The organism is Stenotrophomonas sp. TWI700 (genome assembly GCF_039673645.1).
In the GTDB taxonomy this organism is placed as follows: Bacteria; Pseudomonadota; Gammaproteobacteria; order Xanthomonadales; family Xanthomonadaceae; genus Stenotrophomonas; species Stenotrophomonas maltophilia_AA.
In genome coordinates, this window is sequence record NZ_JBDJMB010000001.1 from 14505 (window position 1) to 33199 (window position 18695).

General features: G+C 67.4%; 17 protein-coding genes. 13 read left to right on the forward strand and 4 right to left on the reverse strand.

The features are described from left to right. The first annotated feature begins 93 nt into the window (after nt 1-93). From ABE473_RS00060 to dld, 6 genes are all read left to right on the forward strand, one after another. Complete coding sequence (locus ABE473_RS00060) at nt 94-552, forward strand: MgtC/SapB family protein (RefSeq protein WP_121037036.1); 459 nt, start codon at nt 94-96, stop codon at nt 550-552. Next, nucleotides 549-980: a VOC family protein gene (locus ABE473_RS00065; protein ID WP_346487980.1), complete on the forward strand. Its 432-nt coding sequence runs from the start codon at nt 549-551 to the stop codon at nt 978-980. The genes ABE473_RS00060 and ABE473_RS00065 overlap by 4 nt, the downstream gene beginning before the upstream one ends. A 184-nt stretch (nt 981-1164) precedes the next feature. Further along, nucleotides 1165-2823: an L-lactate permease gene (gene lldP / locus ABE473_RS00070; RefSeq protein WP_346487981.1), complete on the forward strand. Its 1659-nt coding sequence runs from the start codon at nt 1165-1167 to the stop codon at nt 2821-2823. Between the two features lie 67 nt (nt 2824-2890). Further along, entirely contained in the window at nt 2891-3655 is a 765-nt protein-coding gene (lldR, locus tag ABE473_RS00075) for a transcriptional regulator LldR (RefSeq protein WP_346488277.1), read from the forward strand. Nucleotides 3656-3658: 3 nt separating this feature from the next. Continuing rightward, the gene (gene lldD / locus ABE473_RS00080; protein ID WP_346487982.1) at nt 3659-4819 is read left to right on the forward strand and encodes an FMN-dependent L-lactate dehydrogenase LldD; all 1161 of its coding nucleotides are present in this window, start codon (nt 3659-3661) and stop codon (nt 4817-4819) included. Continuing rightward, nucleotides 4816-6528 (forward strand): D-lactate dehydrogenase, encoded by a 1713-nt coding sequence (dld, locus tag ABE473_RS00085; protein ID WP_346487983.1) that lies wholly within the window; start codon nt 4816-4818, stop codon nt 6526-6528. The genes lldD and dld overlap by 4 nt, the downstream gene beginning before the upstream one ends. Nucleotides 6529-6607: 79 nt before the next feature. Here the strand turns inward: dld and ABE473_RS00090 are convergent, their stop codons facing one another. Further along, nucleotides 6608-6913 (reverse strand): hypothetical protein, encoded by a 306-nt coding sequence (locus ABE473_RS00090; RefSeq protein WP_179458752.1) that lies wholly within the window; start codon nt 6911-6913, stop codon nt 6608-6610. A gap of 170 nt (nt 6914-7083) precedes the next feature. Between ABE473_RS00090 and ABE473_RS00095 the strand changes: the two genes are divergently transcribed. The 7 genes from ABE473_RS00095 to ABE473_RS00125 all read left to right on the forward strand — a co-directional run bounded on the left by ABE473_RS00095 (nt 7084) and on the right by ABE473_RS00125 (nt 14136). Then, on the forward strand, nt 7084-7578 hold the full coding sequence (locus ABE473_RS00095) for a DUF1543 domain-containing protein (protein WP_176988723.1): 495 nt from the start codon (nt 7084-7086) through the stop codon (nt 7576-7578). Nucleotides 7579-7678: 100 nt separating this feature from the next. Continuing rightward, a complete protein-coding gene (locus ABE473_RS00100) occupies nt 7679-8305 on the forward strand; it encodes a decarboxylase (protein WP_346487984.1) in 627 nt (208 codons plus the stop codon). 99 nt (nt 8306-8404) lie between these two features. Then, entirely contained in the window at nt 8405-9193 is a 789-nt protein-coding gene (locus ABE473_RS00105) for a CDP-diacylglycerol diphosphatase (protein WP_346487985.1), read from the forward strand. A 119-nt stretch (nt 9194-9312) separates the two neighbouring features. Then, a complete protein-coding gene (locus ABE473_RS00110) occupies nt 9313-10080 on the forward strand; it encodes a SapC family protein (RefSeq protein ID WP_176988726.1) in 768 nt (255 codons plus the stop codon). A gap of 198 nt (nt 10081-10278) precedes the next feature. Further along, complete coding sequence (locus tag ABE473_RS00115; RefSeq protein ID WP_346487986.1) at nt 10279-13002, forward strand: TonB-dependent receptor; 2724 nt, start codon at nt 10279-10281, stop codon at nt 13000-13002. Between the two features lie 105 nt (nt 13003-13107). Then, nucleotides 13108-13575 (forward strand): GNAT family N-acetyltransferase, encoded by a 468-nt coding sequence (locus ABE473_RS00120; protein ID WP_346487987.1) that lies wholly within the window; start codon nt 13108-13110, stop codon nt 13573-13575. Nucleotides 13576-13701: 126 nt separating this feature from the next. Further along, the gene (locus ABE473_RS00125; protein WP_346487988.1) at nt 13702-14136 is read left to right on the forward strand and encodes a hypothetical protein; all 435 of its coding nucleotides are present in this window, start codon (nt 13702-13704) and stop codon (nt 14134-14136) included. Between the two features lie 75 nt (nt 14137-14211). Here the strand turns inward: ABE473_RS00125 and ABE473_RS00130 are convergent, their stop codons facing one another. The 3 genes from ABE473_RS00130 to ABE473_RS00140 all read right to left on the reverse strand — a co-directional run bounded on the left by ABE473_RS00130 (nt 14212) and on the right by ABE473_RS00140 (nt 18695). Next, nucleotides 14212-15591, reverse strand: a complete 1380-nt coding sequence (locus tag ABE473_RS00130) for a serine hydrolase (protein ID WP_346487989.1) — start codon at nt 15589-15591, stop codon at nt 14212-14214. 120 nt (nt 15592-15711) lie between these two features. After that, complete coding sequence (locus ABE473_RS00135) at nt 15712-16431, reverse strand: DUF2968 domain-containing protein (protein ID WP_346487990.1); 720 nt, start codon at nt 16429-16431, stop codon at nt 15712-15714. 92 nt (nt 16432-16523) lie between these two features. Further along, complete coding sequence (locus tag ABE473_RS00140) at nt 16524-18695, reverse strand: TadG family pilus assembly protein (RefSeq protein WP_346487991.1); 2172 nt, start codon at nt 18693-18695, stop codon at nt 16524-16526.

An 18695-nucleotide genomic window follows, 5' to 3' on the forward strand; every position in this document is an offset into this window, starting at 1 on the left:
CGACGGCAGGCTCACCCTGGCCTGCCGTTGGCTTCACGGTGCCCAGACGCCCTTGTCTGCGACGCTCCCTCCATCGCCGGATGAGAGACGCGGATGGGACTGGAACAAGATCTATCGATCCTGCTGCGGATCGCCGTGGCCATGCTGCTGGGCGCCACGCTCGGCATCGAGCGCGAGATGGGCAAGCACGCCGCCGGTTTGCGCACCCACATGCTCATTGCGGGGGCGGCGGCCCTCATCGTGGGGCTCGGTGACAGCATCGCCGAGCACTTCCAGGAAGAGCGCTACCGCGACCTCCTGCAGGTCGATCCGGTGCGCCTGATCGAAGCAGTGGTGGCCTGCGTCGGCTTTGTTGCGGCCGGCACGATCCTGCGGGGGTCGCGCGACGATCAGGTCAGCGGCCTGACCACGGCGAGTTCGCTGATCATGGCCGCCGCGATCGGTATCGCGGTTGGCATCGGCGAGTACGTGATCGCCGTCGGCGTGAGTGTGCTGTGCCTGATCGTGCTGGTGGTGTTCAGCCGAATCGCCAAGAAACTGGAGTCGTCATGAGCAGCGAACGTCCCTTCGAGATCCAACGCATCGATCACGTGGTGCTGCGCGTACAGGATCTTCCGCGTGCTGTGCGTTTCTACTGCGACATCCTCGGCTGCACGGTCGCCCGCGAGCGGCCCTCACTGGGCATGGTGCATCTGCATGCCGGTGAGTCGCTGATCGATCTGATCAGTGTCGATGGTCCTCTGGGGCTGAAAGGTGGCGCGGCGCCGGGGCGGGAAGGGCGCAATGTCGAGCATGTCTGCCTGCGCGTCGAGCCGTTCGACGCCGAACAGGTGCGGTTGCATCTGCAGGGGCACCAGGTGGAGGTGACCGGCCCGGCCGAGCGCAACTACGGCGCAGAGGGCGATGGGCTGTCGCTGCGCCTGCGCGACCCCGACGGCAATTCGGTCGAGCTCAAGGGGCGCTCCCGCGACTGCGGCTGATGGTAGTACCAATCGGCGAGCCTAGACCTATGGTCTAATAGGCTCGCCCTGCGTTTGGCGTTTCAATGCGGGCAGTTTCAACGGGCCTTGTTATTATTGGTCATACCAATAAGGCCTGTTGAGCGTTCCCGGCTCGCGCGGTGCTAACCGCGCGGACCCCTGTCCGCCTTGATGAGATCCGCCGATGCAGGCCTGGCAACAACTGTATGACCCCGCTGGCAACCTCTGGCTGTCCAGCCTGATCGCGCTGCTGCCGATCGCCTTCTTCTTCGTCGCGCTGGCTGTGCTGCGCATGAAAGGCTGGCTTGCCGGCACGATCACCGTGGCCATCGCGCTGGCGGTGGCGCTGCTGTTCTACCGGATGCCGCTGTCGCAGGCGTTCGCGGCGGCGGGCTATGGCTTCGTGTACGGCTTGTGGCCGATTGCCTGGATCATTCTGGGCGCCGTGTTCCTGTACAAGGTCTCGGTCAAGACCGGTCAATTCGACATCATCCGCGCCTCCATCCTCTCGGTCACCGAAGACCAGCGCCTGCAGATGCTGATGGTCGGGTTTGCGTTCGGCGCGTTCCTGGAAGGGGCGGCCGGCTTCGGTGCCCCGGTGGCGATCACCGCCGCACTGCTGGTCGGGCTGGGCTTCAAGCCGCTGTATGCCGCGGGGCTGTGCCTGATCGTCAACACGGCGCCGGTGGCGTTCGGCGCGATGGGCATTCCGATCATCGTGGCCGGGCAGGTCACCGGACTGGACGCCTTCGAGATCGGTCAGATGGCCGGGCGCCAGCTGCCGTTCCTGACCATCATCGTGCTGTTCTGGATCATGGCGATCATGGATGGCTGGCGCGGTGTCAAGGAAACCTGGCCGGCGGTGCTGGTGGCCGGCGGCTCGTTTGCCATCGCGCAATACCTGACCTCCAACTTCATCGGTCCGGAGCTGCCGGACATCACCGCCTCGCTGACCTCGCTGGTGTGTCTGACCCTGTTCCTGCGCAGGTGGACACCGGTGCGGATCTTCCGCTTCGATACCGAAACCAGCGCCGAGGCGGCGGCCCAGGCACGGGAGGCCCCGCGTTACTCCGCCGGCCAGATCGTCAAGGCGTGGTCGCCGTTCCTGATCCTGACCGCGATGGTCACGATCTGGAGCGTCAAGCCGTTCAAGGCGCTGTTCGCCGCCGGCGGCGCGCTGGAACACTGGGTGCTGAAGATTCCGGTGCCGTCGCTGGATCAACTCGTGCAGAAAATGCCGCCGATCGTGCCGGTGCCAACCGGTTACGAGGCGGTGTACAAGTTCGATGCGGTCTCGGCCACCGGCACCGCGATCATGCTCGGCGCGGTGATCGCGATCGTGCTGCTGAAGATGCGCCCGGCCGCGGCGCTGCGCACGTTGGGCGAAACCGCCAACGAGCTCAAGGTTCCGATCTACTCGATCGGCATGGTGCTGGCCTTTGCCTTCATCGCCAACTACTCCGGGCTGTCGGCGACGCTGGCACTGGCCCTGGCGCATACCGGCAAGGCGTTCACGTTCTTCTCGCCGTTCCTGGGCTGGCTGGGCGTGTTCCTGACCGGTTCGGATACCTCGTCCAATGCGCTGTTCTCGGCGCTGCAGGCGACCACGGCCCAGCAGATCGGCGTGTCCGAGGTGCTGCTGGTCGCGGCCAATACCACCGGTGGCGTGACCGGCAAGATGATCTCGCCGCAGTCGATCGCGATTGCCTGCGCGGCGGTCGGCCTGGCTGGCAAGGAGTCCGACCTGTTCCGCTTCACGGTCAAGCACAGCCTGATCTTCACCGTGATGGTCGGCATCATCACCACGGTGCAGGCCTACTGGCTCACCTGGATGATTCCCTGAGCCCATGCGCGGCATCCCGGCCACCGGCATCGACCCCATCGCCCGCCACGCGGGCGACAATGGCGCCATGAAGAACGAACGCCTGTCCGACAAGGTGGCCGCGCAGCTGCGTGGCCTGATCCGTGAGCAGAACCTGCAGCCTGGCGACCGCCTGCCGGCCGAGCGTCCCCTGGCGGTTCAGCTGGGGGTCTCGCGCACGGCGCTGCGCGAGGCGATCGCGCAGCTGGCCAGCCAGGGCCTGCTGAGCGCGCGCGTCGGCGGCGGCACCTACGTGAGCGAGCCGGCGGCCCGCGCCCGCCAGACCATCGATGAGCCCTTGATGCCGTACCTGCCGCTGTTCCAGGGCGACCCGGAATACCGCTTCGACGTGCTGGAAATCCGCCACGCGCTGGAAGGGGCGACCGCCTGGCATGCGGCGCTGCGGGCCACCGACGAGGACCGCGCCAGGATCCGCGAGGCCTTCGAGACCATGATGGCCGCGCACGGCAAGGACGATCCGGCCGGCGAGGCGCAGGCCGATGCGGCCTTCCACCTGGCCATCGCCGAGGCCTCGCACAATCTGGTGCTGCTGCAGGTCATGCGCGGCCTGTTCGAGCTGCTGCAGACCAATATCTCGCAGAGCCGCGAGAAGCTCTATACCTCCGCCCGCACCTTCGAGCCGCTGTCGGCCCAGCACCGCGAGATGATGGACGGCGTGCTCTCCGGCGACCCCGAACGCGCGCGTGCCGCCGCGCACGCGCACCTGGAATTCGTGCACACCTCCCTGCGCACGCTCGACGACAACGAAGCCCGCCGCGCCCGCGCGTCACGGCTTCCTTCTTCCCACGGTTGACCCATGATCATTTCCGCCTCCACCGATTACCGCGCAGCGGCGCAACGTCGCCTGCCGCCGTTCCTGTTCCACTACATCGATGGCGGCGCGTATGCCGAGCACACCCTGAAGCGCAATGTCGCGGACCTGTCCGACATCGCGCTGCGCCAGCGCATCCTGCGCAACATGTCCGACCTGAGCCTGGAAACGGACCTGTTCGGCGAACGCCTGGCGATGCCGGTCGCGTTGGCGCCGGTCGGCTTGACCGGGATGTACGCGCGCCGCGGTGAAGTGCAGGCGGCGAGGGCGGCGGCGAGCCGGGGGATTCCATTCACGCTGTCCACCGTCTCGGTCTGCCCGATCGAGGAAGTGGCGCCGGCCGTCGACCGGCCGATGTGGTTCCAGCTGTATGTGCTCAAGGACCGCGGCTTCATGCGCAATGCGCTGGAGCGGGCCAAGGCCGCCGGCGTGACCACCCTGGTGTTCACCGTGGACATGCCCACGCCGGGCGCGCGCTACCGGGATGCGCACTCGGGCATGAGCGGCCCGAACGCGGCGGCGCGGCGCATGCTGCAGGCGGTCACGCATCCACGCTGGGCGTGGGACGTGGGCCTGTTCGGCCGCCCGCACGACCTGGGCAACATCTCCACCTATCGTGGCAGCCCGACCGGTCTGGCCGACTACATCGGCTGGCTGGGCAACAACTTCGATCCGTCCATTTCGTGGAAAGACCTGGAGTGGATCCGCGAGTTCTGGACCGGCCCGATGGTGATCAAGGGCATCCTCGATCCGGAGGATGCGCGCGATGCCGTGCGCTTCGGTGCCGACGGCATCGTGGTCTCCAACCACGGCGGGCGCCAGCTGGACGGCGTGCTCTCCACCGCGCGGGCGTTGCCGGCGATCGCCGATGCGGTCAAGGGCGAGCTGAAGATCCTGGCCGATTCGGGCATCCGCACGGGTCTGGACGTGGTCCGCATGATCGCGCTGGGCGCGGACAGCGTGCTGCTCGGCCGTGCGTTCGTGTATGCCCTTGCAGCGCAGGGCGAGGCCGGCGTAGCCAACCTGCTGGACCTGGTGGCCAAGGAAATGCGCGTGGCGATGACGCTCACCGGCGCGAAGACCATCGCCGACATCAGCCGCGATTCGCTGGTGGACGCCACCCGTCGCCTCGCGGTCGCACCGTGAGCGGCGCATCCCAGGGCACGGTGGCACTGCTGGCGCAGCTGCGCGACATCGTCGGCGATGCGCACGTCCTGTCCGGCGACAAACCGACCCGGCGCTTCCGCAAGGGCTATCGCTTCGGCGACGGCCCGGTGCTGGCAGTGGTCCGCCCGGGCACGCTGCTGGAGCAGTGGTACGCCCTGCAGGCGATCGTGGCGGCCAACGCCATCGTGATCATGCAGGCGGCCAACACTGGCCTCACCGGTGGTTCCACGCCCGATGGCGCGGATTACGACCGCCCGGTGGTGATCGTCAGCACGCTGCGACTGACTGGCGTGCAGCTGATCAACGCCGGCCACCAGGTCATCTGCCTGCCGGGCGCGACGTTGGACCGCCTTGAGAAGGTGCTCGCACCGCTGGATCGTGAACCGCACTCGGTGATCGGCTCGTCGTGCATCGGGGCTTCGGTGCTGGGCGGGGTCTGCAACAATTCCGGGGGTTCGCTGGTGCGGCGCGGGCCCGCCTATACCGAGATGGCGCTGTTCGCCCAGGTCGATGCCGATGGGCAGCTGCAGCTGGTCAACCATCTCGGCATCGCGTTGGGGGACACCCCCGAGCAGATCCTGCAGCGGCTGCAGCGCGGCGACTACGCGGCTGCCGACGTGGACAATGACAACGACCGCGCGGCCTCCGATCCGCGTTATGCCGAGCAGGTGCGCCAGGTCGATGCGGCCACCCCGGCCCGCTACAACGCCGATCCCGCGCGGCATTACGAAGCCTCGGGCTCGGCCGGCAAGCTGGCGGTGTTCGCGGTGCGCCTGGACACGTTCGAGCGCGAGCCGGGCGAAGTGTTCTACATCGGCAGCAATGCGATGGAGGATCTCACTGCGATCCGCCGCCACCTGTTGACTGCCTTCGAGCGCCTGCCGATCTCCGGCGAGTACCTGCACCGCCAGGCGTACGACATCGGCGAACGCTACGGCAAGGACACCTTCCTGCTGATCGACCGCTTCGGTACCGCGCGGGTGCCGGCGGCGTTCGCGCTGAAGAGCCGGGTCGACGGCTGGTTCGAAAGCCTGGGCCTGCGCGGGGTCACCGACCGGGTGATCCAGCTGGCGATGCAGTGCCTGCCCGGCCATCTGCCGGCACGCATGCGGCAGTTCCGGGATCGCTACGAGCACCACCTGCTGCTCAAGGTGTCAGCGGTGGATGCCGCGGCGACCGAGACTTTCCTGCGCAATCACTTCGCCGATGGCGAAGGAGACTTCTTCCATTGCACGGCCGAGGAAGGGCGCAAGGCATTCCTGCATCGGTTCGCGGTCGCCGGCGCGGCGGTGCGCTACCGCGAAGTCCATCGGCGCGAGGTCGAGGACATCGTGGCGCTGGACGTGGCCCTGCGGCGCGACGACCGCGCGTGGGTCGAACAGCTGCCGGCGGCCATCGACGCCAAGCTGGCCGGCAAGCTGTATTACGGGCACTTCTTCTGCCACGTGTTCCATCAGGACTACATCGTGCGCAAGGGCGAAGATCCGCTGGCGATCGAGCATGCCATGTGGACCTTGCTGGACGCGCGGGGCGCCGAGTACCCGGCCGAACACAACGTGGGCCATCTGTACCCGGCCAAGCCGACCCTGGCGGCGTTCTATCAGCAGCTGGATCCGAGCAATACGTTCAATCCCGGCATCGGCCAGACCGCGAAGACGCGCGGCTGGGGCAGCTGCGACTGCCCGTAGAGCCACCCTATGGATGGCTGCTCTGAAACCTGCGATACGCCAGCACAGCCACCCATGGGGTGGCTCTACCCGTGGGGAATCACTCGCAGCGGACGGCGGTGATCACGTTGTCCTTGTCGATGAACACGCGCAGGCGATCCTGGCGCAGGTCGCGCGACGTGATCGTGGCCGGGCCGATCGGGTTGATCAGGCCGGCGCCGCTCTGCAGCAGCAGCTTGCGCATGTTCGCCTGGTCGGCCGGCTGCCCGATGGCCCAGCCCAGTTCGTCGGCCTTGCACAGGCCCGGGCCCTTGATTTCCGGCCCCGGCGAGCTGACGCAGGCGGTCAGCGACAGGGTGCCTGCGAGCATGATCGCGGCGAGGGGATAACGGGAAAGGGATGCCATCGGGTCGCTCCTGCGGGGTCAGGCGCCGACCATACCACCGCCACGTGCATCGTCGCGTGGTGGCCGCCCCGCGACCGTTCGACGCAGCCGGGTCGGCGTGCGGGGGCAGGGCGCTTCGCCCTGGGCGTTACACTGGCCCCTCTCAGAATCGGCCAGGCCGGGAGTCGCGGGTGCTGCACGTGTTCATGCTTGGCGGGCGGCATGCCCGCGCCCGGATCGAGGTGCACGACGTGGCCTTCGCCAATGTCGATGCGATCGAGGAGGCTTACCCGCAGCTGCGCCAGGACTGGTTCGGCGAACGCAGGGGGCTGCATGTCGATGGCTGGCTCGCGGTGGATGGGGTGGAGGAGTACCGGGTGCGGTTTGCCGATGTCGCACCTGCGGCCGGCGCGCCGCGGCTGTATTTCCTCAATCTCGGTGGGTACGCCGCAGGCGCGCTGGGAGAGGCGCATGACTACCGGTTGCTGGTCGCCACCGATGTCGAGGAGGCCAAGCGCAAGGCCAAGGGCCTGCGTGATGCCAGCTGGTTCAAGCCGCATACCGACGCGCTGCTGGAGGTGGATGACTGCATCGCCATCGACCAGGTCGGCGGCCGCCATGTGCAGCTCGAGCGCGGTGGGCACCGCGGGATCACCCTGGTCAGTGACTACATCGTGATCGGCTGAGCGGACCCGATTGCCCGCGGCCATGCCGCTGGCGCATAGTGTCGCGGTCCTATGAGGTCCGGCGCTGTCGCCGCGACAGATCAACCCACGGAAGTAGAACATGCAGAGCAGGAAGATCACGGCCGCGCTGATCGTGACACTGGGAGTGACGATGGCGGGCCACGCCGCCGCGGCCGAGCCGGACGCGCCGGTGTTCGGTGGCTGGCGCAACCTGCACTCGGCCAGTGGCGCCGAGCCGGTCCTGCGCAACCAGCCGTTTGCGATCCTGCCGCGCGAGGTCGCCAAGGGCGAGCGTTTCGCGATCCTCGACCGCGAGAACAAGCAGGCGGTGTGCTGCCTGGTGGTCGACAGTGAGCGCCTGGATGCGATCGCGCTGGAAACCCGCTACCGGCTGCCCGGCGTCTGGATCGCCGACCTGCTTGGCAACGAGGACTACAACCGCCGGCACGGCGACCCGCATGTGTTCGCGATGAAGCGCGAGGGCGAGCTGGTCGACCACGTCTTCTCGCAGGACGGCGGCGGCTACAGCGACCTCGGTGGTCTGCTGCTGCCGGCGGGTGCTGCGCTGGAAGAGAGCGGCAGCATCAAGCTTGGCACCACCCGCTACCGGCTGCAGGTGCAGTCGCAGCGGTTCGCCGATGACAATGGCGCGCTGGATCGCTACACCCTGCAGCCGCCGGCACCCGCCGCGCCGGTGGTGGTTGAGGTGCCTTACAGCACGTACTGACACGGAAGCGACAGAACCGGCACGGTACAATCGCGCCCGCCCGCCGGCATCGCTGCTGCGGGCCTGTTTCCTTGTCCGAGCCTGTCCGTGATCGCCCGATTGTCCCTGTCCTGTGCGCTGCTGCTGTTGGCCGCCTGCGCCACGCCGGCCCGGCCGCCGGGCGCACCGCCTGCCAAACTGCCTGCCAATCCCGACGCGCTGTGGGGCATCATCCAGCGCGACTGCGCGGGTGATGCAGCGCCGCGCGGCAGCTGCCTGGCGGTAGCCGCCGAGGCGCATCGCCGCGATGTGCTGCTGAAGGACGGGCATGGCCACTATCAATTTCTTCTGCTGCCCTTGGACCGGGTCTCGGGCATCGAAAGCCCGGCGCTGCTGAGGGCCGGTGCACCGAACTATTTCGCCGCCGCCTGGGCGGCCCGCAGCCACACCGAGCAGGCACTGGGCCGGGCGCTGCCGCGCGATGTGGCCAGCCTGGCCTTGAACTCCCCGCATGGTCGTTCCCAGCACCAGCTGCACATCCACGTGGATTGCCTGCGCGCGGATGTCCTGGGCCAGCTGCGTCGGCTGCAGCCTGCCATCGGCAGCGACTGGCAGCCGTTGCCGGAGCCGCTGCGCGGACATGCCTATCTGGCCCGCCAGTTGCCGGGTGCCGAGCTCACCGCCAATCCGGTGCGCCTGCTGGTCGCTCACCTGGCCGACCCCGCCGATATCGGCAACTGGTCGCTGGTGGCGGCGGGACGGACCGATGCAGCCGGCGCGCCCGGCTTCGTGTTGCTGGCCACACGGTTGGACCTGGCAGCCGGCAACAAGGCCAGCGGCGAAGAGCTGCAGGACCATGCGTGCGCGGTGCTGACCGGCGCGGCCGGTCCGCTGGATGGCGTGCTGTGAGGCGTGGCAGATCGCACGATTGAAACAAAAACCGCGGACGTGGCACGTTATAGTGGCCGTTCAATGCGGTTCCCGCTTTCGCGCCCGGGCTGACTGGCGCGTCGTATCCGACTGATTCCATGACTGCTGAAACCACGACTCCGCCCGCCGCTGCGCCGTCCCAGGCCACCGGTCCGCTGTTCTACCAAGCGCCCGTGCCGCTGCGCTCGGATCTGCATGCCGCCTGGCGCCTGGTGCCCGACACCGCGCATTTTGCTGCGGATACCAATGCGATCCCCGCCGTGATCGGCGAGTTCGGCTCGCTGGCCCAGCATTACCCGATCATCTTCACCGGCAAGGATGCGATGCCGCTGGTGGCCGTGGGTCTGGCCCAGCGCAATCTGTTCGTTGCCAATGACCTGTGGGATGAGCAGAGCTACGTGCCCGCGTACGTGCGTCGCTACCCGTTCGTGTTCATGCAGGCCGGCGAGCAGGACGAGTACGTGCTTGCGCTGGACTCGGCCGCGCGGCAGGTCAACCAGGGCCAGAGCGAGGACGGCCTGCCGCTGTTCCAGGATGGCAAGGCGACCGAGGTGGTCGACAACGCCATGCGCTTCTGCGGCGATTACACCCGTGAGCATGATGCGACCCGTCGTTTCACTGCTGCCCTGATCGAGAACAGCCTGCTGATCGACCGCAATATCGACGTCACCCTGGCCGATGGCCGGCAGATGTCGATCAACGGTTTCCAGGTCGTGGACGTGGAGAAGTTCGCCGCGTTGCCGGATGCCACCGTGGTGGCCTGGCACCGCAACGGCTGGCTGGCGCTGGTGCATCACCACCTGAGCTCGCTCGCACGCTTCAGCGCGCTGGTGAACCGCCAGAGTGCACTGCCTGCCGACGCCTGAGCCCAGGCGCACGCGAAGTCACGCAGACGGCGGCCGCAGGGCCGCCGTTTTTGGTTGCTTAGGCGAAATATCGATAAGCATATCCCGGGCGGTCATTTCCCCCTTTTCCGCCTGTTCAGCAGAATCACGGCCCCTTCCTCACTACGCTCCGGCACGGGCCTGCCCGCGACGGGACGTAGCTCTTTACCGGAATTCTGCATGTCTGTGCTGTATCGCCCGCTGCGTCGGCGGGCCCTGGTTCTGTCGTTGTTGCCCCTGCTTGGCGCAGGCTCCCTGGTCCACGCCGCCGATGCGCCGACCCAGCTCGATGCGGTCACGGTCACCGGCTCGCGCATCCCCCGCGCCAGCGTGGAAGGCCCCTCCCCGGTAACGGTGATCACCCAGGAGCAGATCGAGGCGCAGGGCTATCGCAGCGCCTTCGAAGCACTCAGCGCGCTGACCGAGAACACCGGCAACGTGCAGGGCGAGGACTTCGGCAACACCTTCACTCCGGCAGCCAATACGATCAATCTGCGTGGCCTGGGCCCGAACCGCACGCTGGTGCTGGTCAACGGCCGCCGCCAGTCCGATTACCCGCTGGCTTACGAAGGCTCGGTCAACGTGGTCAACCTGGCCAACATCCCGAGTGCGCTGATCGACCGGATCGAAGTGCTGGCCGGCGGTGCGTCGGCGGTGTACGGCTCGGATGCGATCGCCGGCGTGGTCAACATCATCCTCAAGAAAACCTATGACGGCGTCGGCATCAATGTCCGCGCCGGCACCACCGAGCAGGGCGGCGGTGACAACCAGCGCCTGCAGGCCGTCGGCGGCGGTTCGGGCGAGCAGTGGGACGCGATCTTCGGCCTGGAGATCGCCAACCGCAAGGCCATCTACGGCTCGCAGCGCGATTTCATGGACTCGCTGACCGACGACCCGCGTGGCGTGGACCCGCTGGCGACGGCGTTGGCCTATCGCCGCAACGCGTCCACCAACAATTACATCGATCCCGGCACCGACGGTTGCGATGCCTCCAGCACGCTCTACGGCGGCAGTGTGTTCCGCGCACAGAATCCCCGCCAGGGTTGGTACTGCGGCAGCAATGAAGCCTCACCGACGTTCTGGACCGTGCAGACCGAGAAGCGCAACATCGATGCCTACAGCGCCGTGACCTGGCGTTTGAACGATCGCCAGGAACTGTTCGCCGATGCGGCCATCGGCACCGCGCGCATCTACAACAACACGCGTGCGCCGAGCTGGACCTCCTCGCGCAATTACTTCTACAACCAGAACAGCGGTCAGCTGGAAAGCTGGTACCGGCGTTTCGCGCCGGAAGAGCTCGGTGGCGTACAGCGCAATGCCAACCGCTTCCTGGAGCAGTCGTGGTCGTTCAACGTCGGTGCGCGAGGCAGCATCGGCGGCTCGGACTGGGACTACGAAGCGGCCTACAGCCGCTCGCGCTATGAGAACAGGACGCAGCGTCCGGGCCTGCTGGTCGGCATCAATGAATACCTGCTCGGCTCGCAGCTGGGCACCCGCAACGGCGTGGAGGTGTATGCACCCGATCCGTCACGTCTGTACCAGCCGCTGACCCCGGGGGAGTACGACGGTCTCTCGGACCGCTACGAGAGCCGCAACGCGGCGTGGCTGCAGACCGCCAGCGTCAGTGTCAACGGCCAGCTGTTCGATCTGCCCGGCGGCCGTGCCGCGCTGGCAGCAGTGGTCGAGGCCGGCAGCCAGGGCTACAGCAACCGCCCGGACCCGGCGTTGGGCCAGGGCGTGTTCTGGAACCTCAACGCCGGCATTCCCGCCGGTGGCGAACGTGATCGCTATGCGGCCGGCGTGGAGCTGCAGCTGCCGTTGCTGGAGCGCCTGACCGCGACCGTCGCCGGCCGCTACGACCAGTACCGCGCGGCCGGGGATCACCTGGGCAAGGCGACCTGGAGCACCGGCCTGGAGTTCCGCCCGTTCGATACGTTGCTGCTGCGCGCCAGCGCGGCGACTAGCTTCCGTGCGCCGGACATGAACTATGTGTTCGCGACCGAAACGCGCGGCTACAACCCCGGCATGACCGACTACTGGCGCTGCCGCAGCGCCGGCCAGGCTTATGACGACTGCGACTTCAGCGGGCTGGCGATCGACTACACCAGCGGCGCCAACCCGCAGCTGCAGCCGGAGACCGCGAAGTCCTATGGCCTGGGCTTCGTCTGGTCGCCGTCGGCGAATCTGGATTTCACCGCCGACTACTACGACATCCGCATCGACGACGAGGTCACCAACCTCGACGCCACGCGCATCCTCAAGGATGAAGCGGATTGCCGTCTCGGCCAGACCGTGGGCGGCGACGCGCGCGATATCGGTTCGGCGCAATGCCAGGACGCGCTGCGCCGGGTGATCCGCAACCCGGCCGATGCCGCGGTGCAGCCGAACCAGGTGGTGCGCGTGCTGATCAACCCGATCAACGCCGCGTCCGAAACCGTGCGCGGCATCGACCTGAAGTCGAACCTGCGCTGGGATGCCGGTCGCTACGGCCGCTTCTCCGCGCGCGCGGCGTACTCGCTGGTGATCGATCACAGCTACCGCCAGTTCGCCGGTGACGAGGTCCAGGACCAGCGCAACTCGCTGGATTCCTACCAGTGGCGCAGCAAGGTCAACGGCAGCGTGACCTGGGCGATCAATGACTGGACCGCCACGCTGTACGGCATGCGCTACGGTTCGTTGCCGAAGACCGACGGCAGCGGCCGCATCGCCCCGTACATGACCTACAACGCCAGCCTGTACCGCAAGCTCAACGACAACGCCACGCTCGGCCTGATCGTCAACAACCTGCGCGACAGCCGCCCGCCGGCGGACAAGAACGGCGGTGGCTGGCCGTTCTATCCGGTCGGCAACTACGACCCGTACGGCCGCCAGTTGTGGCTGGAGTTCGACTACCGCTTCCTGTAATCGCCTCGCGGGCCCGGCAATGCCGGGCCCGCTGCATTTTGGCCGGTCGCGATGCAACGGCATACTGTACGCTGCCGAGCGTTTCGGCGATGGCAGGAAGCACGTATGACCCACCCGATCCATTACCGCCGCGCGCTACCTGACGATGCCGCGGCCTGCATCGATCTGCGCGGACGCACCCGCGAGAATGCGTTTTCCGCCGCGCAGCTCGCCGAGCTCGGCATCACGGAAGACAGCTGGGCGGCCGGTATCCGTGACGATGCGCTGCCGGGGCATATCGCACTCGACGGTGAGCGGATGCTCGGCTACTGCTTTGGCGATCGCGAAGGCGGCGAAATCGTGGTGCTTGCGTTGCTGCCGGCCTATGAAGGGCGGGGTATCGGTCGGCACTTGCTGGATCTGGCCATTGCCGATCTGGTCGAGACGGGGCATACGCGGCTGATCCTGGGGTGTGCAGCGGATCCGGCGGTTCGCTCGCACGGATTCTATCGTTACCTCGGCTGGCGGCCGACCGGCGAAATTGATGCGCTGGGTGATGAGGTGCTCGAGCTCCACGTGGGCGCCACACCGTAGGGTCGGGGTAGGGCGTGGCAGTGATTCCGTGTCGGGTTCATGCGCATGGATGGGTCATTGTGCAGCCGGTCACGACAGCGGTACCGGCCCCGCGACAGGCTGGATGCCTCTGCACGGAGCGATGCGATGCCTGCGTGGTTGCTGACCCTGATGATGAGTGTTACCACGGTGGAGCCGCCCCCTCGAAAGGTTCACACCTGCCTGGTGGATGGGGCGCGGCATTACCAGTCCACCCCGTGCCAGGGTCGCACCGAACGCATCCGCGAGATGCCGCCGCCTGCCGACACCTGGGCCAGTGACATGCATATCGAGTCGCTGCGCCAGGAGCTCCAGGCCAGACGGCGCGCGGACGCAGCCCCCACGCGCCAGAAGCGCGCGCAGCGCCCCCGCGTGGCACCGTCCTCCGCCGTCCGCGGTGCGCTGATCACGGTCCACACCGATCCTGTGAAGTGCGCCGCGGCGCGTCGCCAGCGGGAGACGGCATACAAAAAGGCGGGCCAGCGGCCGAGCCTCGCGCTGAGTCGGCAGACGGATGACCGTGTTTACGATGCCTGCCGGTGACCGCCCGGCATCGGTTCGATCGGCGCACCGGAGGCGACGCGTCTCCGCTTGACCGGTCGCCGCCGGCAACCGCGCTCAGTGCTGCGGCATCAGGTACCGCGCGACGGCATCGAAAGCCGGCAGGGTGGTCGGGTCGTTCGCGCTGTTGCCGGCGACCGGGTGCGAGCCGAACCGCGCGATCACCACCCGTGCGGTGGGATCGATGTAGAGGGCCTGGCCATGCACGCCGCGCGCCATGTAGGCACCATGCTCGTTGTGCGAGATCCACCACATGCCGCGATAGCTCCAGCCCGGCAGCTGTGCATACCCGGCCTTGGCGAAGGCCTGCGTGTTGCCGCCCGCGCGGATGCGGGCGATCGCGGCGGCGGGTATGACAGTCTGGCCGCCCACCTTGCCGTCGTCGAGCAGCAGCTGGCCGACCCGGGCGAGATCGCGCAGTCCGGCATTGAAGCCACCGCCTGCGAACGGCGTGCCGGTGGAGTCCACGGTGTAATACGCATCCTGCTCGGCGCCGAGACGTTCCCAGATCCGCGACTGCAGCAGCTGCGCGACCGACTGGCCGGTACGGCGGGCGATGATCCAGCCCAGGGCATCGGTGTTGATCGTCTTGTAGCCGAACGCCTCGCCGTGGCGGCCCTGCTTCTGCACGGTCTGCAGGTAATCGTAGTAGCTGCGCGGCCCGGTGTAGCCGGCGGGCGGGGGCAGGGTGCTGCCGGCGGCGGAGTACTGCCAGACCTCGGCATTGGGGTCGGCGTAGTCTTCGCTGTAGCGCAGCGCCGTGGTCATCTCCAGCACCTGCTTGACCGTGGCGTCGCCGAAGGCGCTGTCCTTGAGCTCGGGAATGATCGCGCCGACGCGCTCGGTTTCATCGATCACGCCCTCGGCCACCAGCATTTCGCCGAGCAGCCCGGTGATCGATTTGGTGACGGACATCGCGCCGTGCTGGCCATGCTCGTCCAGGCAGCCGCTGTAGCGTTCGTAGACCACCACGCCGTCATGCAGCACGACGATGCCGTCGGTGTAATTGGCCGGCAGTGACTGGGCCCAGGTCATGCGGGTGCTGCTGCCGAGCGGCGTGAACGACAGCGCGTCGATCGCGTCATCCAGCCGACGCGGCAGCGCACGGGCAGCGCCGGCACCGCGGCTGACGCCGACGGTGGGCATCAACTGGCGGAAATGGCAGGCCGTCCAGCGCAGCTTGGGGAAGCTGAAATAATCGTCGTCGGTGTAGCGGATGCGCTTGTCTTCCGGCGGCGGCGCGCTCTGCATCCAGCCCAGCAGCTTCGGATCGGACGCCTCCGCCGACAGCGGCGGTGCGGTCGGCGGCGCCGGGGTAGCGACGGCGGCGACCGGCAGAGCGAGGACGGCGACCAGTGCCGCGGCGAGTCCGGCGCGCGATGACGCCAGCGGACCGCGCAGGCCGGACACGGTAATGCGGGGACGTGGAACGGGCATGGTGCACTCCTTGCTGATGCGCAGTACGTCTGCGCCACCAAGGGTACTGCACCGCAAACGAAGACGGCGCCATCGGCGCCGTCCGTGACGTGCCCCGCCGGGGCAGGGCGCGCGATGCCGTTACGGGGTGCCGGGGTTGCCCTGCGGCACCGGATCCGGCGTGGCCGACTCGGCCGAGGGCAGGGACAGCGCCGGATCCAGCTGCTGCGCCTGCAGCGTCTGGATGCGCTGATTGAGCGCGTCCAGTTCGCTGTGGGTGCTGCGCAGGTCGGTGCTCAGGCTGACGGCCTGCTGCTTGGCCTGTTCCAGCGAGGCGCTGACCTGCAACGACTGCTGGCGCTGCAGCTCGGCTTCCTGCTGCAGGCTGCGCAGTCGCTCTGCGTTGTAGGCGACCAGGTTTTCGGTGTAACGCTTGCCGGCCTGCAGGCGGGTGGTATCGATATACACCTGGGCCAGCTGTTCGGTCTGTTCGACGAACGTGCGGTAGACCTTCTCGGCGTTGTCGACCGAATCGGTCTTGATCACGCGCCAGAAGTCTTTCTCGTGGAACAGCGCCACGTAATAGTTCAGCGTGCTGGTATTGAACAGCAGGCTGGCGCCGTAGGCACCGTTGTAGGTCGTGCGCAGCTCGGTCAGCTGTTTGGAGTCGACCAGCTGGCGCAGTTCGTCCACGGTATTGCGGACCACCGGCGCCGGGCGCGGTGTGGCCTCCACGGCCGGCTCGGCACGCGATGCGCGCGCGGCCAGGGCCTGCGGTACGACGGACAACGTCAGCAGCAACACGATTCCACCGGTCAACGCGTGCGTGACGATGGAACCTACCCCTTTTCTCTCTCGCATATTCTGGCCATCCACGAATGGATTATCGGTGAAGTTAAGTCCCCGCCGAAGTCTAGCACGCACAATCGCGTGGTCCGCACTTCACCACGGCGTCAATAAACCAACTGTGCCGGGGTGCACTGGATGGACTGCATATGTACGTCGGTCCGGCCCAGCTCCAGCCCGAGAATCTGCGCCAGGGTCTGCGAGAGCAGGGTGCCGACGCCATTGAGCAGCGGCTTCAGGGTTTCCAGGACGGGGGTCAGGGCCAGGCACAGCAGGCCGCTGCAGCGGACCTGGTCGCTGCCCGGATCGGTGACGCCGGTGCCGCCGCCCAGGTCCTGCAGGCCGCCGGGCCGGGTCTGCAGATAAGAGGCGAGATTGGATTTGACGCAGTTGTTGTAGTTGAGCAGGCTGCTGAGCAGGCTGTTGCAGCGGTTGATCAGTAGTCCGCCGAGAATGGGACCCAGCACGCCACTCAGTCCGCCCATGCCTTCACCTGTGACCGTCGCGTTGTAACCAACCCAGACCGAGCCGGTCTTGAAACAGGTATCGAGATTCAGAAGGCCGCACGGGTAGGGCACGCCATTGGGCACATCCCAGTCACCCAGCGCACCGATGCCGTGCGCCGGATCACCTTGGCGCAGCAGCTCGATGGTTTTCTTGGCGTCGTAGAATCCGTTACCCGGATTGGCGGCCTTGAGATACTGATCCGCCAACCGGTTGGCGGTGGCGGCATCGGTGCTGCCCTGCTTGCCGGGAGTAACCACGTTGCTCAGCACCCGCAGCAGTTCACTTACCAGGCCGGACACGGCCGCGCCGACCTGGGCCTGGTTGAAGCGGGTGGAGGCGGTTTCCCCGGCAGCCAGCGTGACGCGTTCATCGTGTGCGAGCGCATTGAGCGAGATCTTGTCGGTGACCAGCGGCGCGCCCAGCAGGGTCAGCAGTTGCTCGTTCTGCAGCCCGGTATCGCAGACATTGCGCTCGGAGAACTGATGGGCCGCATCGACGCGGCCGACACAGGCGCGCAGCAGCGAGGACTGCACCCGCACCGTGGCGGTGGGCGGTGTTGCGCCGCAATTGAGCGCCTCCAGCGTCCCCATCGCGTTGGTCACATCGGCGTAGATCGGCAGGTTGAGGCGGATGCCCAGTCCGCTCAGCACCGGGCCGAGCACGGCCAGGCCGGCGGTATCGATATCGATCTTCAGCCGGACCTGCGCGTTGTAGGCGCGCGTGCCGACGCCGCCGATGGCGATGGAGGGCGGCTCGATGATCGCCGCGCGGGTCTGCACCAGGCCCAGGATGGTGAGGTTGTTCACCGCGACGCCATTGCCGCCGCTGGCGATGCTGATGCTGGTGGTGATCAGGTCCAGCGCGTTGACGTCGGCCTGGAGGGCTGCGGTGGCCGGGCCTTCCGGGGCGACGATACGGGCGAACAAGCCGCTCGTGGCATCGGTGCTGCCGAGCTGGACGTTGAGTTGGTTGAGATTGATCTGTGTTGCGAGGGCACTGCGCATTGCGGAGAGGTCCACGTTCGCGACACCGCTTTTTGCCAGCACGCTGGCGGTGGCATCCAGCAGTTGCCCGAGCGAGACGCGATTCGCCGCGAGAAGCGCGTTGAATTCGGCGATACCGATGTTGGCATCGACCGGTATGCCCAGTGCCTGCAGCAATCCACTCGGTGTGATCCTCGCCTGCGCCAGTCCGTCGTAGCCGAGCAGGGTGGTCTGATCCAGACACGCCCCGACGGTGCACAGAACGTCGCCCAACGGCGATCGCCCATTGACCCGCAGCAGCTGTGAGCCCACCGAGAACACCGCGATCGGTGGCGCACGGGTCGCCACCGCCTGCGCGCGGACCGTCGGCAGGCGCGTGTTCTGGCCGAAGAACGGCAGGACCGGGCGGGTCGCCACGACCTTGACGGCGTTGAGCGGGTTTGCCGCATCCAGCGTCATGCTGAAGTGGTCGTCCGTTCCGCGCGTCGGGTTCCAGTTGCCGCACTGGATCGCCAGGGTGCCGGAGAATCCATTGCCCTGTGCCGCGTTGCCGCGTGCGGCGCTGTTGTCGCCGCGGTCGGCGCTGCACAGGTCCAGCCGCTGCGCACCGGCCATCGAGGCCAGGTCGACCACCTTCTGCGCATCGCGCTTGGCCCAGTACAGATAGCCCACTTCGACCAGGCCGAGCATGCCGACCAGGCCGAGCAGGACCAGCATCATGGTGACCGACATCCCGCCGCGCAGCCGCCGGCGGGACGGCGGGGGTACGCGGGCGCTGGACTGGTGCAT